Raw genomic sequence first — 14,510 nt, forward strand, 5'->3', positions numbered from 1 at the left:
CGCGCCGGGTGGGGTCCTCGGTTGCCCCGGTCAGGCGATCATCTTCTCCAGGTCGGCGAGCGGGAACGCGCCGGCTCCGATCCGCTCCCGCACCGCCCGGCGCACCGCGCGTTGCACGGCCACGTTGGCCGGCGTCGGTACGCCGTGCAGCCGGCCGAGCAGCGCGATCTCACCGTTGAGGTGGTCGACCTCGGTTGAGCCCGTACCCCGGGCCAGGCTCTGCCAGGTGGAACCGCCGGAGCGGCCCGCGCCGTCGACCGGGCGCTGCTGAACCCGATCGCCGCGTTCGGCTCGCTCCTCGTCCGGCGAGGTGTGCGCGATGTGTGCGGCGGCGAGCGCGGCGACGCCCTCGGCGCGTACCCGCTCGGCCAGCGCGTCCGGGATGTCCCGGCCGAGCAGCGCCTGGAGGCCGTTGCCGAGGTTGGCGAGCAGCTTGCCGTACTTCCAGCGCAGCACGTCCTGCCGGACCGGGGCGACGAACCCGGCGGCGGTCAGGTCGGCGGCGATCGCCTGATCGGTGTCGTCGACGCCGGCCGGGTAGCGCCCGATGTGCAGCATTCCCGGGTGCGGGTAGCCGTTGGACACCACCACGCCCGGGTCCAGATGGGTGGCCGGCAGCCAGACGCAGACCGGGTGCACGTCGGCGAAGAGCCGCAGGGCGGCCCTCTCGTTGGCCACCCCGTTCTGCGCCGTGACCAGCGGCAGCCGCTCCCCCGCCGTGCCACCCCCGTCCACCGGCGCGTCCACCCAGGCGGCCAGCGCGCCCGCGGTGTCCTGCGACTTCACGGTGAGAATCAGCACCGTGTCGGCCGGCAGCGGGCGGTCACCGGGGCCGTCCGCGGCGGCGAGCCGGGCGGTCAGGTCGCCGTCGGGCTGGCGCAGGGTCAGGCCCCGCTCGCGGATCGCGTCCAGGTGCGCGCCCCGGGCCACCAGGGTCACGTCCCGACCGGCCTCGGCCAGCCGTACCCCGATGGTCCCGCCGACCGCGCCCGCCCCGATGATCACGTATCGCATGCGCCTCATTCTGCCCGCCCGAACCCTCGTGGTCAGAGAGTCAGGCCGGCGTCGGTGAGGATCGGGCCGGCGAGCAGCAGCGCGCCGGCGACGAGCGCGACCAGGTTGACCAGGGCGAAGAAGAGCACCCAGAAGAACGCCGGGAACGGGGTGAGGCCGGCGAGCTGGTCGGCGTCGGACGCGGGCATCCGGCCGCGCGAGCGCAGCCGTTGCAGCTCCACCACCGGCCGCACCCCACCGAGCAGCAGGAACCACACCCCGGTGTACGCGAAGGCGGCCTGCACCTGCGGGGTGGCGTACCACGAGACGGCGAGCACCAGGGCGCCGGTGACCAGCAGCGACACCACGCCGAAGGCGTTGCGGATCATCACGAGCATGGCGAGCAGCAGCACCACCGCGACCCAGAGCAGCAGGGTGATCCGGTTGCCGCCGAGCAGCCAGGCGCCGGCCAACCCGACCAGCGGCGGGGCGACGTAACCGGCGAGCAGGGTGAGGATCATGCCCGGCCCCGAGGGCCGACCGGCGGAGAGCGTCAGCCCGGAGGTATCCGAGTGCAACCGGATGCCGCGCAGCTTGCGGCCGGTGAGCAGGGCGATCAGCGCGTGCCCGCCCTCGTGGGCGATGGTGATGGCGTTACGGGCGATCCGCCACGGCAGTCGGGTGCTGACCACCACCAGCGCGACGGCCGCGGTGATCAGCACCAACAGCGCGGGCGGGTCCGGCTGCGCGCCGAACAGCGTGTCCCACAGGTCGCTCAGCCCGTCGATCGACATCATGGGGCGCGAGCCTACCGGCGTCGTTCCGGTATCGGTCCCGGGCCACCGGCTCGTATCGTGTGAGACTGATCGAGTGGCATTCCCTGAGGCTGTGCCGGCTCGACGGCGAGCACTACGTCGAGGCACCACCGACCCCCGGTCGATGAAGCTTTTTTCTACAACTCTTGCGATCTAGGGCACTAACCTCCAAAGATGGGCGTCAATAGACCGACGCCCTTGGAGGCAGCCATGGCCCGTACCAGATCACCGCTGCGCCGCGTGCTCGCGGCCGGCCTCACCCTGCTCGCCACCGCGGCGGCGACCCTGGTCGCGACCGCCGGCCCGGCGGCCGCCGCCACCACGCCCGGCGTCGACGTGTCCCGCTACCAGGGCACCATCAACTGGACCAGCGTGCGCAACGCCGGCATCCAGTTCGCCTTCATCAAGGCCACCGAGGGCACCAGCTACAAGGACCCGAACTTCAACGCGAACTACGTCAACTCGTACAACGCCGGGGTGATCCGCGGGGCGTACCACTTCGCCCGGCCGAACATCTCCGCCGGCTCGACCCAGGCCAACTACCTGGCCTCCAACGGCGGCGCCTGGTCGGCGGACAGCCGGACCCTCCCCGCCGCGCTGGACCTGGAGGCCAACCCGTACGCCGGCGGCTACTGCTACGGCCTCAGCACCACCGGGATGCGCAACTGGGTCCAGGACTTCCTGAACACCTACCGCTCCCGCACCGGCCGTTACGCGGTCATCTACACCACGACCAGCTTCTGGAACCAGTGCACCGGCAGCTGGACCGGCCCCTGGGCGAACCACCCGCTCTGGCTGGCCCGCTGGGCGAGCACCCCAGGCGCCCTGCCGGCCGGTGCGCCGGTGTGGAGCTTCTGGCAGTACACCAGCACCGGCGCCGTCTCCGGGATCAGCGGCAACGTGGACCGCAACTACTGGAACGGCGACCGGTCGCGGCTGATCGCGCTGGCCAACAACACGCCCTGACCGGACCGGTCCGCCTGATCCGCCTGGGGAGGCGGTTGGCGGCAGCGGGATCGGCTGTCACCGCACGGTCGACAATCGGTCCGGCTGCCGCCACACCACCGGTACGGGTCAGGCCCGCCGTCGGCTCATCGCCGGCACCACCACCGGAGCGTCCTCACTGGCCAGAGCGCTCCGCCGGGTCAGCCGCCAGGCAGCCACCCCGCAGACGGCAACGGTCACGACGCTGAGCAGCGCGATGAGCGCCCAGATTCCCGCGCTGACCAGCAGCAGGACGGCGTCGCCGAGCGCGACGAGCATCCACAGTGCCAGCCGGGGCCGAGCGTCCCTCCGTCGGTAACCCATGTCGTGCCTCCTTCCGTCGTCGAAGGTCACATACCCCGGACGACGGAAGGTCATGCTCAGTCCTTGCGGTCGGGCACGAAGCCCTTGGCGATCCGGTCGAAGTTCGGCAGGTTGGCCTGCCAGTCCTTCTCCGCGATCTCCCACCGCAGGGCGTAACCGCGGTTGCTGGCGGTGACGAAGCCGCGGTTGCGGACGTGGATGCGGGTCCCGTCCCGGGTCTCCAGCCACTCCCAGTCGCCGCAGGTCTTCCAGAAGTCGCAGGCATTGATGCTGAGATACTGGTAGTTGTTGACGAGCCTCTTCCGGTTCGGCTCCTGCGCCTGCCAGTCCTTGACGGCGTCCTTCGCCGGAGTGCTGGTCCACTGCACGAGCAGTTCACCCGGCCCGTTGTTCTGGCTGAAGACGACCGTGATGCCGTCGACCTGCCGGCGCGACCAGCCGTCCGGCAGTGGCAGGGCGAAGCCGGCCGGGTCCTTGTGCAGCTTCCAGCCCGCCGGCAGCGCGTTCGGATCGACCGACGGGGTGGCCGAGGCCGTCGGGCTGGGCGCGCCGCTGGTGGGCGGGGGCACCGCCGGAGCCGTGGTCTGCGGCGCCGGAGCCGAGGTAGCGGCACCCCCGGTCGGGCCGGCCTGCGGGCTCTCGTCGCCGTCGCCCTTGGTGAGCAGCGGCACGATCACCACGAGGCCGATCAGCAGCAGGGCCACCACGGCCCCGATCAGCAGGTTGCGCCGGGTGTTGTTCGGCTTCGTACCGCCATAGAGCGGCACGGACGCACGCCCGGCGGGGCTCACCGGGGTCGACATGACCGACGTCGGGGTCGGCGGCCTGCGCTGTTCCGGCGCCACCGGCGGGCCGTCGACCTCGGTCGGCTCGTCGTCGGCCTTCGTCGTGCCGTCGGCGGATGTGCCGACCGCGGCCGTCACCTTCGCCGTCGGGTCGGCCTCGGCGGTGTCCGGGCGGTCGATCGTGGCGGTCGGCTCGGCCGAAACCGGCGCGGTCGGGTCGGCGTCCGCAGCGGGAGGCACGACGGCCGTCGGGCTCGCATCACTGGGCGTCGAGCTGGTGTCGACGACGGGAGTCACGGCCGCGGCTGCCGGCGGGGTCCGCGGGGCCGGCGGCGAAACCGGCCGGTCAGCGCCCTTGTCGGCGGGTCGCGGCGCCGGCACCAGCGGCGGGCGCGGCTCGCGCGGACCGTTCGGCCCGGGCCGGCGTACGCCATCCAGCAGCGAGATGCTGCGCGCCCGCTTGCCACCGGCGCGGCGCAACAGCCGCTCCGCCACCTCGGCGTTGATCCGCTCGTTCGGGTCCTTGCGCAACAGCCCGTTGAGCACCGGCTTGAGTGGACCGGCGTTCTTCGGCGGCGGCATCGGCTCGGTGGCCAGCGCGGCCAGCGTGGCGATCGCCGACGGCCGCGCGTACGGCGACTTGCCCTCGACCGCCGCGTAGAGCGTCGCGCCCAGCGACCACAGGTCGGCCTCCGGCCCGGCGGTGCCCTCCCGGGCACGCTCCGGAGAGATGTACGCGGGCGAACCGAGCACCATGCCGGTGCGGGTGACGTTCGGGTCGCCCGGGATGGTCGCGAGACCAAAATCGGTCAGCACCACCCGGCCGTCGTCGCCGAGCAGCACGTTGCCCGGCTTGACGTCGCGGTGCATGACGCCCGCCTTGTGCGCGGCGTTGAGGGCGCCCAGCACGCCGAGGCCGATCTCGACCGCGCGGGCCGGCGGCACCGGCCCGCTCTCGGCGAGGGTGTCCTGTAACGACTTCGACGCCACGTACTCCATGACGATCCACGGATCGCCGTCGGTGCGGAGAACGTCGAAGATGCGCACCACATTGACGTGGTTGAGCCGGGCGATGGCCCGGGCCTCGCGCAGCGAGCGCTCCCGCATCTCGCGGCGTTCCTCGTCGGTGAGGCCGGGCGGCGGCACCAACTCCTTGATGGCCACGTCCCGGTGCAGCACCTCGTCGCGCGCCTTCCACACCCGACCCATGCCGCCCTGGCCGAGCGGCGACAGGAGCCGGTATCGGTCAGCGACGAGTTGGGGAAGCGCGTTCGACATCGGTGAGACGGTACCCGGACCCCCTGATCGTCACACCGCCGGCACGCCACTCCGCATTGTCGGTAACTTCGCGGCGCGTACCCTGGCGTCATGTCTGCCGAAGAGCCGTTGTTCCGGGTCGTCCGCGGCGTGCCCACCACCGAGGAACTGGCCGCCCTCGTGGGGGCGATCGTCGTCCGGTCCCGCCCGGCCGCCGCCTCCGCGCCGGTAGCCACGTCGGCCTGGGCTCGCAGCGGTCGACCGGCCGGCGCGGTGCTCACGGCCCGCCCGGGCGGATGGCGCTCCGCCGATCTGCCCCGCTGACCCGACCCGCCGTGCGGGGGCTGCCAGCGTCGCTCCCAGCCGTTAACCTCACTCAGGGAAACGGTGCCGTGACGGGTAGGGAGGATCGATGATCCCCGAAGAGGACCGGCCAACCCCCTGGCTGCGCAACTACGGCGGCATCGAGGCCGACATCCGCCAACTCCGAGAGTTCGCCGACCGGCTCGCCGCGGAGGTCGAGAGCAACTACGCGCCACACCTGTCGTACATCGCCGACGACATGTCCGCCCAACTGCCCAACCCGTGCGACGCCTTCATCGAGCTGGTCACCTTCCTGCAGGCGCACCACGAGACACAGCAGGCCACCGCCGACATGGTGTACGCCGTCCGAGGCGCCACCGGCCACCTGGCCGCCGTCGCCGACCGGGTCGCCACCCAATACTCCGACGCCGACGCCTTCTCGGCCGCCCGCGTCGTGGACGTGCAGCGGGCACTCGCCGACCCGGGGACCGTCCTGCCCGGAGGCCCGACCCCGATGCTGCCCGACCCGACCGGCGCCGACGGGGACAGGCCGGTGGTGCTGCCGTGATCGAACGGGGCAGCGGCCGCACCTCCGGCGTCACCGACTGGCAACTGATGGACGTCAACAGCATGTGGGCCTGCCTGCAGGACCACGACACCGCCAACCACTGGAAGCAGGTCGCCGGCTGGCGCAAGGTCTGCGACCTGGCCCAGATCCACCTCGGCCGGCTCCAGGAATACCGGCGCGGTCTCGCCGAGGCGTGGCCGCCCGAAACCAGCGCCGCCTCCCGCACGTACCTCGCCCAACTCGATGACCTGATCGACAAGGTGCGGCACACCCACGACGCCGCCGCCGCCAACTACACCGCGCTCTCCGCCGCCACCCAGGCCATCGGCACCACCCGCGCCGAGCTTCGCAAGATCCATGAGGAGTACGCGACCAAGCTCCAGCGGAAACAGGCGTACGAGGCCACGGCCGCCGACCCGAAAGCGGTCATGGGCAGCCGAGTCACCGAATCACCGGTGACCGACGCCGAACTGGAACGGCTGAACGCGCAGGCGCGGGGCATGATGTTCAACCTCAGCGGCGAACTCCAACAAGCCCAAGCCACCCTCCAAAAACCACCTCCACCACCAAAAACCAAACCGGTCGCCGACCAAGCGAACTCAGATGTATACGGCGGATCTGCCGCCCCCGTTATTCCTCCCATCGTGCCCGCGCCTCCGACGACATCTTCCGCAGCCCGGCCGCACGCGACCGTCCGGCCTGTTGAGTCGCCGATTGCTCCCGGGCTCGGGCCTGTGCTTGGCGCGGCGGCCACCGGGCTAGCCAACGCGCCCGCAAACACTGGTCCAGGTCTTGGACCCACGGCAACAACGCCAGCAAGCCCGACGTCGAATCTCGGACCGCCGTCCCGGTCGCCGGGCATCCCGCCAGTTACGAACTCCAAGACGCTTGGCTCGCAGCCCCATTCCATCAACGGTCGGGGCAGCGGAAATGCGACGCCAACTCATGCAGTCCCACCCGCGCAGCCACGTCCAATGCCTCCGGGAGGCTTGATTGGGGGCATCCCCGGAACTGGACTCGGACAGCCCGGCGCAAGCACTCCACCTCGTCGCACAAATCCAGTCGGCGGCGTGATCGGTGGCGGAGGCGCCGGCACTGGACCTACAGGCGGAGCGGGGTCTCGACCGGGTAGTGGCCGGAGCCCGGGCTTACCACACGGATCCCCGCCGTTCGGCGGTGCTCCGAGCATCATCCCTCCAGGTGGTGGCGCATCTCGCCTGAACCCTCGGGAAGCTCAGCGCGATGAGCGGCGTCCCTGGGATCCCGAACATCCGTGGGCGACAGATCAGGGTGTTGACCCTGTGGTCCGCCCGCCCGACAAACAGGATCCGATCGATCCCGGCCCCGCCATTGGCCTTGATCGATAAGCCTCATGCCGCCTGGACGGCCCTGGCCAGCCTGAGCGCCGCCGTGCTGCAACTCCCACTGCCAGCGCACACCACGCCAGACCCGCCGGGTGTAAAAGTAATTCGTGGTGACCAATGGCACCTTCGTTATCTCCATACCACCGAGGCCCAAGGAATCAGCCGAGGCAACGGAGTTATAGTGGCCGTGCCAGACACTGGTGTCGAAAAACATCCTGACCTTCGAAGCAATCTGTTGCCCGGCACCGATCTCATTTCCGGAGGCACCGGCGACGGTCTAGACGATGCGAGCAGTCACGGCACTGGCATGGCAGGCCTGATTGCCGCTCATGGACGTGGCAACACAACGGGAGCCTTAGGCATTGCGCCAGGAGCTGGCATTCTCCCCATTCGGATCCAGGTTACGGACGAGGCGGGTAATAGCGACAATCTTGCGGCTGGAATCGAATATGCCATCGCCCACGGAGCCGAAATCGTCAGCGTCTCGTCTGTTGCTGGACCGAACCCCAATCTACAAAGAGCCGTCGAAGCCGCCACACGGGCGGATGTCCTCGTCGTTGCAGCGGTAGGCAACAAGCCACGCGATCAGTTCGTCAGCTTCCCGGCCTCGTATCCGGGCGTTATTGCTGTCGGGGGTATCGATCGGGACGGGAATCATGCCGCGATCTCGGTGACCGGTCCGGAGATTGACGTGGTTGCACCGGCGGTCGACATCTACAGCACGAGCACCAACGGTAAGTACCGCAAGGGAACCGGCACTTCCGACGCGACGGCGATCGTGGCGGGGGCGGCGGCGTTGATCAGGTCCAAGTACCCCTACCTTCCCGCGCAGGAGGTGGCGCACCGCCTCACGGCCACCGCCGTAGACAAGGGTTCGCCCGGGCGCGACGACGAGTACGGCTACGGCGTGATCGACCTCGTTGCGGCGCTGACGGCAGACGTACCCCCGTTGGGGTTCGAGTCGGCGAGCGCGCCGGCCGGCGGTGGCCCGACCACGACGGCCGGCGCTCAGCCGGACGACGACGGCGGCGCGTCGGTGGGCGGTCTGGCCACCCTCGGGGAGATCGTGGCCGCCGGTGCTGGGTGGGTGCTGGTGGTGCGTCGGCGGCGGCGCGGGGACGATCCGCCTCCCCGGGTCAGTCGCTGACCGGAAGACGGCACAGTGATCGACTCGGGATCATTGATGTCGCGGTGTGGGGGGTGGTGGGACCGCCCGGTATCAATGAAATCGAGTCGATCAAGAGCGGGTGAACTGGTGGGCACGGGCCGGCGCGGGGCGGATGGTCGTGGCCAGGGTGGTGAGCCGGTAACGTCGGTCGGGTGTCTGCATCCCTGCCGCTCCGTCTCGTGCTCGCCTCGGCGAGCCCAGCCCGTCGCAAGTCACTCCAGGCCGCCGGCATCGAGCCGGACGTGCTGGTCAGCGGGGTGGACGAATCCCTGGTCGTGACCGATCGGGCCGAGGAGCTGTGCCTGGAGTTGGCGCGGCTCAAGGCACAGGCTGTGCTGACCCGGCTGAGCCCGGCGACCGACCAGCGGACGTTGGTGATCGGCTGCGACTCGGTGCTCGCGTTCGATGGGGAGATCCTCGGCAAGCCGGCGGATCCGGCGGACGCCACCCGGCGCTGGCAGCGCATGCGGGGGCGCAGCGGCGTCCTGCACAGCGGACACTGTTTGATCGACGTTGTCGCCGGGCGGCGCGCTGAGGCGGTGGCCTCGACCACCGTCCACTTCGCCGACATCAGTGACGACGAGATCGCCGCCTACGTGGCCAGTGGCGAGCCGCTGGCGGTGGCCGGCGCGTTCACCATCGACGGGCTGGGCGGGCCGTTCGTGGAGCGGATCGAGGGTGACCCGGGGACGGTGATCGGGCTGTCGATGCCGCTGCTGCGCCGCCTCCTCGCCGAGCTGGACCTGCGGATCACGGATCTGTGGACGAAGGTCGCGCCCGGCGGCCAGTCGGTCGAGCCGCTCGGTAACGTCCGGTCATGACCACCAAATCGATCCCGCTCACCGACGAGCTGCACGCCTACCTGGTGGCGCACGGAGCCCCGCCGGACAAGATCATCCGGGACCTGGCCGAGGAGACCCGGTCGGTGCTGCCGGAGCACGCCACGATGCAGGTGGCTCCGGAACAGGCTGCGTTCCTGACCTTCCTCACCCGGCTGCTCGGCACGCGGCAGGCCGTCGAGGTCGGCACGTTCACCGGGCTGTCGTCGCTGGCGATCGCCCGCGGGTTGCCCGAGGGCGGGCAGCTGACCTGCTTTGACATCTCCGAGGAGTTCACCGGCATCGCCCGGCGCTACTGGGCTCGCGCGGGCGTGCAGGACCGGATCGACCTGCGTATCGGCCCGGCCGGGGACCGGCTGAGGGAGCTGCCGCACGAGCGGTACCTGGACTTCGCGTTCATTGACGCGGACAAGACCGGCTACCCGGTCTACTGGGCGGAGCTGGTGCCCCGGATGCGCCCCGGCGGGGTGATCGCCGTCGACAACGTGCTGCGCGGCGGGCGGGTGATCGCACCGCAGAACGCCGACGACCGGGCCATCGCCGCTTTCAACGACGAGGTGCTGGCCGACGTACGGGTGGACCCGGTGATGCTGCCGGTCGCGGACGGCCTGACCCTCGCCCGCGTGCGCTGAACGCAGGCAACCGTGAACGCGGATGTCGGGGTGTCCTCGCGCGAAGGACACCCCGACATCCGGAGCGCGAGCGTCAGCGGACGCTGCGGGCGAACTGGCGTGCGGCCCAGACGACCCCCGCCGCGGCGAGCACCGCGGTGATGGTCAGGCCCTGCCAGACCTTGTCGCTGCCGAGGTCCCCGGCGAACAGCGCCCGGGTGCCGTCGACCGCCCAGGAGAACGGGTTCCAGTCGGCGATGGCCTGCAACCAGCCGGGCGCGAACGTGAGCGGCAGCAGGATGCCGGAGAGCAGCAGCACCGGCTGCGCCACCGTGTTCATCAGCGGGGCCAGCGCGTCCTCGCTCTTGACCTTGAGCGCGACGCCGTACGAGACGGCCGAGGTCATCAGCGCGATCAGGGCGAGCATCAGGTACGCGAGCAGCAGGTCCCCGATGAACACCCGCAGGTCGAACAGGAGCGCCAGCAGGGTGATGATGACCGCCTGCACGAGCAGCGAGACCACGTCGCGCAGCGAGCGGCCGAGCAGCAGAGCGAGCCGGCTGATCGGGGTGACCCGGGAGCGTTCGATGACCCCGGCGCGCAGCTCGGCGATCAGGCCGAAGCCCTGGAACAGGCCACCGAAGATGGCCAGCAGCACCAGCAGACCGGGTACGAAGATCTTGTAGGCGGCGGCCTGGGTGGGCGCGTTCAGCGCCGGCTTGAGCAGTGGGGCGAAGAGCAGCAGGTACATCACCGGCTGGAAGACGCCGACGAAGACCCAGACCGGGTTGCGTAGCAGGAGTTGGATCTGCCGCTGGAAGATCAGCCACGTGTCACGGGCGAATTTCATGAGTCGTCTCCGGGTGGTCAGGACTCGCGCAGCGAGCGGCCGGTCTTGGTCAGGAAGACGTCGTCCAGGCTGGGCCGGTGCAGCTCGATCGAGCGCAGCTCCAGCCCGGCGTGGTCGAGTCGGCGCAGCACCTGCGGGATGGCGGTGGCGCCCTCGTCGACGTAGAGGCGCAGGCCGCCCTCGTCGGCGGTTTCCAGCTTGTTGACGTACGGCTCGCCGTCGAGCGCCTGGGCGGCCTGCGGGGTGGCGGCCAGGTCGAGGCCGACCAGCACCACGTCCCCGGAGATCTCCCGCTTGAGCTCGGCCGGAGTGCCCTCGGCCACCACCTCGCCGTTGTCCATGATCGCGATCCGGTCGCAGAGCGCGTCGGCCTCGTCGAGGTAGTGGGTGGTGATGAAGACGGTCATCCCGTCCCGGCGCAGCCGCCGGATCTCGTCCCACATGTGCGCGCGGCTCTGCGGGTCGAGGCCGGTGGTCGGCTCGTCCAGGAAGACGATCTTCGGCTCGTGGATGATGCCGAGCGCGATCTCCACCCGCCGGCGCTGGCCGCCGGAGTAGGTCTTGCACTTGCGGTCGGCGTACTCGGTGAGCTGGAAGGCGTCCAGCGCGCGGGCGGCGCGGCGCTGCGCGTCGGCCTTGCCGATGCCGTACATCCGGGCGTGCAGCACCAGCTCCTCGCGGGCGGTGGACTCGTCCCAGGTGCTGCCGCCCTGCGGGACGTAGCCGATCCGGCGGCGCACCTCGGCCGGGTCCTTGCGCAGGTCCGCGCCGGCGATGGAGGCCTCGCCGCCGTCCGGCTCGATCAGCGTGGCGAGCATCCGCAGCGTGGTGGTCTTGCCGGCGCCGTTCGGGCCGAGGAAGCCGAAGATCTCGCCCTCGGCGACCTCGAGGTTGACACCCCGCACGGCGTCCACCGTCTTCGTCTCTCGACCCGCGCGGGAGCGGAACGACTTCCGCAGCCCCCTGGTCTCGATCATCTCTGCTCCTGGTCGTCCGGGCCGGTCGCGCCGGCCGTCGAAGGGGACGACGCCGGACGGCGCACTCCCCCGCTGTGCCGTCAGCAGGCTAACGCGATATAGCTCTTATGGTCAACGTTGATTATTCCGCGTTGGGAGCGGCCGGCTCGGTCCCGTCCGTCCACTGCGGCCAACCCTCGGCGCTCTCCAGCTCAGCAGGTAGGTACGACACTCCGGAATCGATTTTCTCGGCGATCCGCTCGCACCAGGCCATCTCGGCCTCGGCCCGCGCCGACCACAGCTCGAACATCCAACCGACGTGGACCGGCTTGGTGTTGCGCACCCAGTCCGACTCAAGCGAGGCGCGCATCGACTCGATGCCGGCGCGCAGCAGGTTGGCCCGGTTGCGCAGAGCCGCCGCCGCCTCGGGCCGCGGCATCGCGGAGAGGAAGGAGAAGGCCGCCGCGAACGGGTCCACCGGCTCGGAGAAGTTCCACCAGAGGCCCCGCAGCAACGTCTCGAACTCGTCCTCACCCTTGGGAGTCACCTCGTACGTGGTCCGCGCCGGACGGGCACCGACCTGCTCGGTCGCGACGGCGCGGAGCAGCCCTTCCTCGGTGAGCTTTCGCAGCGCGTGGTAGATCGAGCCGGGCTGCACGTTGGCCCACTTGTCGGCGCTCCAGCTCAGCAGCTCGCGGCGCACGTCATAGCCGTGCACGGGCTGCATCCACCGCACCAGACCGAGAATCATCATCCGAGTCGCAGACACCGGACAAGCGTAATAGGCAAGTTTGACTAGAGCGCGGCACGCACAGTGCGGCATCCCACACTGAGCGATCGTTAGGGCCACCAGGGCGGCCGATACACTCCCCGTCAGTAACCTGCCGGGAGGAGCCACGAAGGTGCGCAAGGTACTCATCGCCAACCGCGGCGAGATCGCCGTCCGGGTGATCCGCGCCTGCCGCGACGCTGGCCTCGGCAGCGTCGCCGTGTACGCGGACTCCGACCGCGACGCCCTGCACGCCACGCTCGCGGACGAGGCGTACGCGCTCGGCGGGGACAGCGCGACCGACACGTACCTGCGCATCGACAAGCTGCTCGACGTGGCCGCCCGGGCCGGCGCCGACGCCGTGCACCCCGGCTACGGCTTCCTGTCCGAGAACGCCGACTTCGCCCAGGCGGTCATCGACGCCGGGCTGACCTGGATCGGCCCCACCCCGCAGGCGATCCGCGACCTGGGTGACAAGGTCACCGCCCGGCACATCGCCCAGCGCGCCGGCGCGCCGCTGGTCCCCGGCACCCCCGACCCGGTCGCCAGCCCGGACGAGGTGATGGCGTTCGCCATCGACCACGGCCTGCCGGTCGCCATCAAGGCCGCCTTCGGTGGTGGCGGGCGCGGGCTCAAGGTGGCCCGGACCATGGAGGAGATCCCCCAGCTGTTCGAGTCGGCCACCCGGGAGGCCGTCGCGGCGTTCGGCCGGGGCGAGTGCTTCGTCGAGCGCTACCTGGACCAGCCGCGGCACGTCGAGGCGCAGGTCCTCGCCGACCAGCACGGCAACGTGATCGTGGTCGGCACCCGGGACTGCTCGTTGCAGCGGCGACACCAGAAGCTGGTTGAGGAGGCCCCCGCGCCGTTCCTCAGCGACGCCCAGCGGGCCCAGATTCACGAGAGCGCCAAGGCAATCTGCCGCGAGGCCGGCTACCACGGCGCCGGCACGGTGGAATACCTGGTCGGCGTGGACGGCACCATCTCCTTCCTGGAGGTCAACACCCGGCTCCAGGTCGAGCACCCGGTGACCGAGGAGACCGCCGGCATCGACCTGGTCCGCGAGCAGTTCCGGATCGCCGACGGCGAGAAGCTGCGCATCACGGAGGACCCGACGCCGCGCGGGCACTCGATCGAGTTCCGGATCAACGGCGAGGACCCGGGCCGCAACTTCCTGCCCGCCCCCGGCACCGTCACCGCCCTGCGGCTGCCCACCGGCCCCGGTGTCCGGGTGGACACCGGCATCTCGGCCGGCGATGTGATCGGCGGCAACTTCGACTCCCTGCTGGCCAAGGTGATCATCACCGGCGAGACGCGCACCGAGGCGCTGGAGCGGGCCCGCCGCGCGCTGGACGAGATGGTGCTCGAGGGGATGGCTACCGCGCTGCCGTTCCACCGGCTGGTGGTGCGGGACGAGGCGTTCACCTCCGAGCCGTTCACCGTGCACACCCGGTGGATCGAGACGGAGTTCCACAACACCGTGCCGCCGTTCGCCGCCGCCGCCAGCGCCGCCGAGGCGCCGGTCGAGCGCGAGACCGTGGTGGTCGAGGTGGGCGGCAAGCGGTTGGAGGTCAGCCTCCCCGCAGGCTTCGGCGGGGGTACGACCACCGCCGCACCGGCCGCGCGCAAGTCGACCCGGCGCGGCGGCGCCAAGGCCGGTGCCCCGGTCGGCGGCGACACCCTCGCCTCGCCGATGCAGGGCACCATCGTCAAGATCGCAGTGGCGGACGGCGACACCGTGGCCGAGGGCGACCTGGTGGTGGTGCTGGAGGCGATGAAGATGGAGCAGCCGCTGCACGCCCACAAGGCCGGCACGGTCAGCGGACTCTCCGCCGAGGTCGGCGCCGTGATCACCGCCGGCGCCGCGATCTGCACCATCGCCTGAAGGAAGGGCACCTTATTAACGCCTGGTGCATAAGAAGGGGCC

Annotated in this window: 15 protein-coding genes; 8 read left to right on the plus strand and 7 right to left on the minus strand. The window is 70.8% G+C overall.

Annotated elements, in window-relative coordinates; genetic code table 11:
• Positions 1-30 precede the first annotated feature (30 nt).
• On the minus strand, positions 31-1,014 hold the full coding sequence (locus ACWD5O_RS01110) for a ketopantoate reductase family protein (protein WP_450004275.1): 984 nt from the start codon (positions 1,012-1,014) through the stop codon (positions 31-33).
• A 32-nt stretch (positions 1,015-1,046) separates the two neighbouring features.
• Entirely contained in the window at positions 1,047-1,790 is a 744-nt protein-coding gene (locus tag ACWD5O_RS01115) for a M50 family metallopeptidase (protein WP_354962663.1), read from the minus strand.
• Between the two features lie 228 nt (positions 1,791-2,018).
• Between ACWD5O_RS01115 and ACWD5O_RS01120 the strand changes: the two genes are divergently transcribed.
• On the plus strand, positions 2,019-2,774 hold the full coding sequence (locus ACWD5O_RS01120) for a GH25 family lysozyme (RefSeq protein ID WP_354962662.1): 756 nt from the start codon (positions 2,019-2,021) through the stop codon (positions 2,772-2,774).
• A 108-nt stretch (positions 2,775-2,882) separates the two neighbouring features.
• On the opposite strand, the gene ACWD5O_RS01125 is transcribed toward ACWD5O_RS01120, so the two are convergent.
• Together ACWD5O_RS01125 and ACWD5O_RS01130 are read right to left on the minus strand one after the other, a co-directional pair.
• Entirely contained in the window at positions 2,883-3,116 is a 234-nt protein-coding gene (locus ACWD5O_RS01125; protein ID WP_354962661.1) for a hypothetical protein, read from the minus strand.
• A 56-nt stretch (positions 3,117-3,172) separates the two neighbouring features.
• Positions 3,173-5,179 carry a protein kinase domain-containing protein gene (locus tag ACWD5O_RS01130; protein ID WP_450084256.1) on the minus strand — a complete coding sequence of 669 codons (2,007 nt, stop codon included), beginning with the start codon at positions 5,177-5,179 and terminating at the stop codon, positions 3,173-3,175.
• Positions 5,180-5,269: 90 nt separating this feature from the next.
• Between ACWD5O_RS01130 and ACWD5O_RS01135 the strand changes: the two genes are divergently transcribed.
• The 6 genes from ACWD5O_RS01135 (at position 5,270) to ACWD5O_RS01160 (ending at position 10,032) form a co-directional block, all read left to right on the plus strand.
• Positions 5,270-5,482 carry an acyl-CoA carboxylase subunit epsilon gene (locus ACWD5O_RS01135; protein ID WP_450004271.1) on the plus strand — a complete coding sequence of 71 codons (213 nt, stop codon included), beginning with the start codon at positions 5,270-5,272 and terminating at the stop codon, positions 5,480-5,482.
• Between the two features lie 88 nt (positions 5,483-5,570).
• Positions 5,571-6,029, plus strand: coding sequence for a hypothetical protein (locus tag ACWD5O_RS01140; protein WP_450004270.1), 459 nt, complete (start codon positions 5,571-5,573; stop codon positions 6,027-6,029).
• Positions 6,026-7,396, plus strand: coding sequence for a hypothetical protein (locus tag ACWD5O_RS01145; protein ID WP_450084257.1), 1,371 nt, complete (start codon positions 6,026-6,028; stop codon positions 7,394-7,396). The genes ACWD5O_RS01140 and ACWD5O_RS01145 overlap by 4 nt, the downstream gene beginning before the upstream one ends.
• A gap of 58 nt (positions 7,397-7,454) precedes the next feature.
• Positions 7,455-8,540, plus strand: coding sequence for a type VII secretion-associated serine protease mycosin (mycP, locus tag ACWD5O_RS01150; protein WP_450084354.1), 1,086 nt, complete (start codon positions 7,455-7,457; stop codon positions 8,538-8,540).
• Positions 8,541-8,713: 173 nt separating this feature from the next.
• Positions 8,714-9,382 carry a Maf family protein gene (locus tag ACWD5O_RS01155; protein ID WP_387323258.1) on the plus strand — a complete coding sequence of 223 codons (669 nt, stop codon included), beginning with the start codon at positions 8,714-8,716 and terminating at the stop codon, positions 9,380-9,382.
• Positions 9,379-10,032: an O-methyltransferase gene (locus ACWD5O_RS01160; protein ID WP_450004268.1), complete on the plus strand. Its 654-nt coding sequence runs from the start codon at positions 9,379-9,381 to the stop codon at positions 10,030-10,032. Before ACWD5O_RS01155 ends, ACWD5O_RS01160 begins: the two co-directional genes overlap by 4 nt.
• Positions 10,033-10,105: 73 nt before the next feature.
• Here the strand turns inward: ACWD5O_RS01160 and ACWD5O_RS01165 are convergent, their stop codons facing one another.
• From ACWD5O_RS01165 to ACWD5O_RS01175, 3 genes are all read right to left on the minus strand, one after another.
• Positions 10,106-10,861 (minus strand): ABC transporter permease, encoded by a 756-nt coding sequence (locus tag ACWD5O_RS01165; protein ID WP_354962655.1) that lies wholly within the window; start codon positions 10,859-10,861, stop codon positions 10,106-10,108.
• A gap of 17 nt (positions 10,862-10,878) precedes the next feature.
• Positions 10,879-11,838, minus strand: a complete 960-nt coding sequence (locus ACWD5O_RS01170) for an ATP-binding cassette domain-containing protein (protein ID WP_450084258.1) — start codon at positions 11,836-11,838, stop codon at positions 10,879-10,881.
• 121 nt (positions 11,839-11,959) lie between these two features.
• A complete protein-coding gene (locus ACWD5O_RS01175) occupies positions 11,960-12,571 on the minus strand; it encodes a PadR family transcriptional regulator (protein ID WP_450084355.1) in 612 nt (203 codons plus the stop codon).
• Positions 12,572-12,719: 148 nt separating this feature from the next.
• On the opposite strand from ACWD5O_RS01175, the gene ACWD5O_RS01180 reads away from it, so the two are divergent.
• Entirely contained in the window at positions 12,720-14,468 is a 1,749-nt protein-coding gene (locus ACWD5O_RS01180) for an acetyl/propionyl/methylcrotonyl-CoA carboxylase subunit alpha (protein ID WP_450084259.1), read from the plus strand.
• Positions 14,469-14,510: the final 42 nt, after the last annotated feature.

Source organism: Micromonospora sp. NPDC005161 (assembly GCF_053599855.1).

Coding starts and splice junctions, on each gene's coding strand:
- ACWD5O_RS01110 (WP_450004275.1), bottom strand. CDS start 1,014: ATGCGATACGTGATCATCGGGGCGGGCGCGGTCGGCGGGACCATCGGG.
- ACWD5O_RS01115 (WP_354962663.1), bottom strand. CDS start 1,790: ATGATGTCGATCGACGGGCTGAGCGACCTGTGGGACACGCTGTTCGGC.
- ACWD5O_RS01120 (WP_354962662.1), top strand. CDS start 2,019: ATGGCCCGTACCAGATCACCGCTGCGCCGCGTGCTCGCGGCCGGCCTC.
- ACWD5O_RS01125 (WP_354962661.1), bottom strand. CDS start 3,116: ATGGGTTACCGACGGAGGGACGCTCGGCCCCGGCTGGCACTGTGGATG.
- ACWD5O_RS01130 (WP_450084256.1), bottom strand. CDS start 5,179: ATGTCGAACGCGCTTCCCCAACTCGTCGCTGACCGATACCGGCTCCTG.
- ACWD5O_RS01135 (WP_450004271.1), top strand. CDS start 5,270: ATGTCTGCCGAAGAGCCGTTGTTCCGGGTCGTCCGCGGCGTGCCCACC.
- ACWD5O_RS01140 (WP_450004270.1), top strand. CDS start 5,571: ATGATCCCCGAAGAGGACCGGCCAACCCCCTGGCTGCGCAACTACGGC.
- ACWD5O_RS01160 (WP_450004268.1), top strand. CDS start 9,379: ATGACCACCAAATCGATCCCGCTCACCGACGAGCTGCACGCCTACCTG.
- ACWD5O_RS01165 (WP_354962655.1), bottom strand. CDS start 10,861: ATGAAATTCGCCCGTGACACGTGGCTGATCTTCCAGCGGCAGATCCAA.
- ACWD5O_RS01170 (WP_450084258.1), bottom strand. CDS start 11,838: ATGATCGAGACCAGGGGGCTGCGGAAGTCGTTCCGCTCCCGCGCGGGT.
- ACWD5O_RS01175 (WP_450084355.1), bottom strand. CDS start 12,571: ATGATGATTCTCGGTCTGGTGCGGTGGATGCAGCCCGTGCACGGCTAT.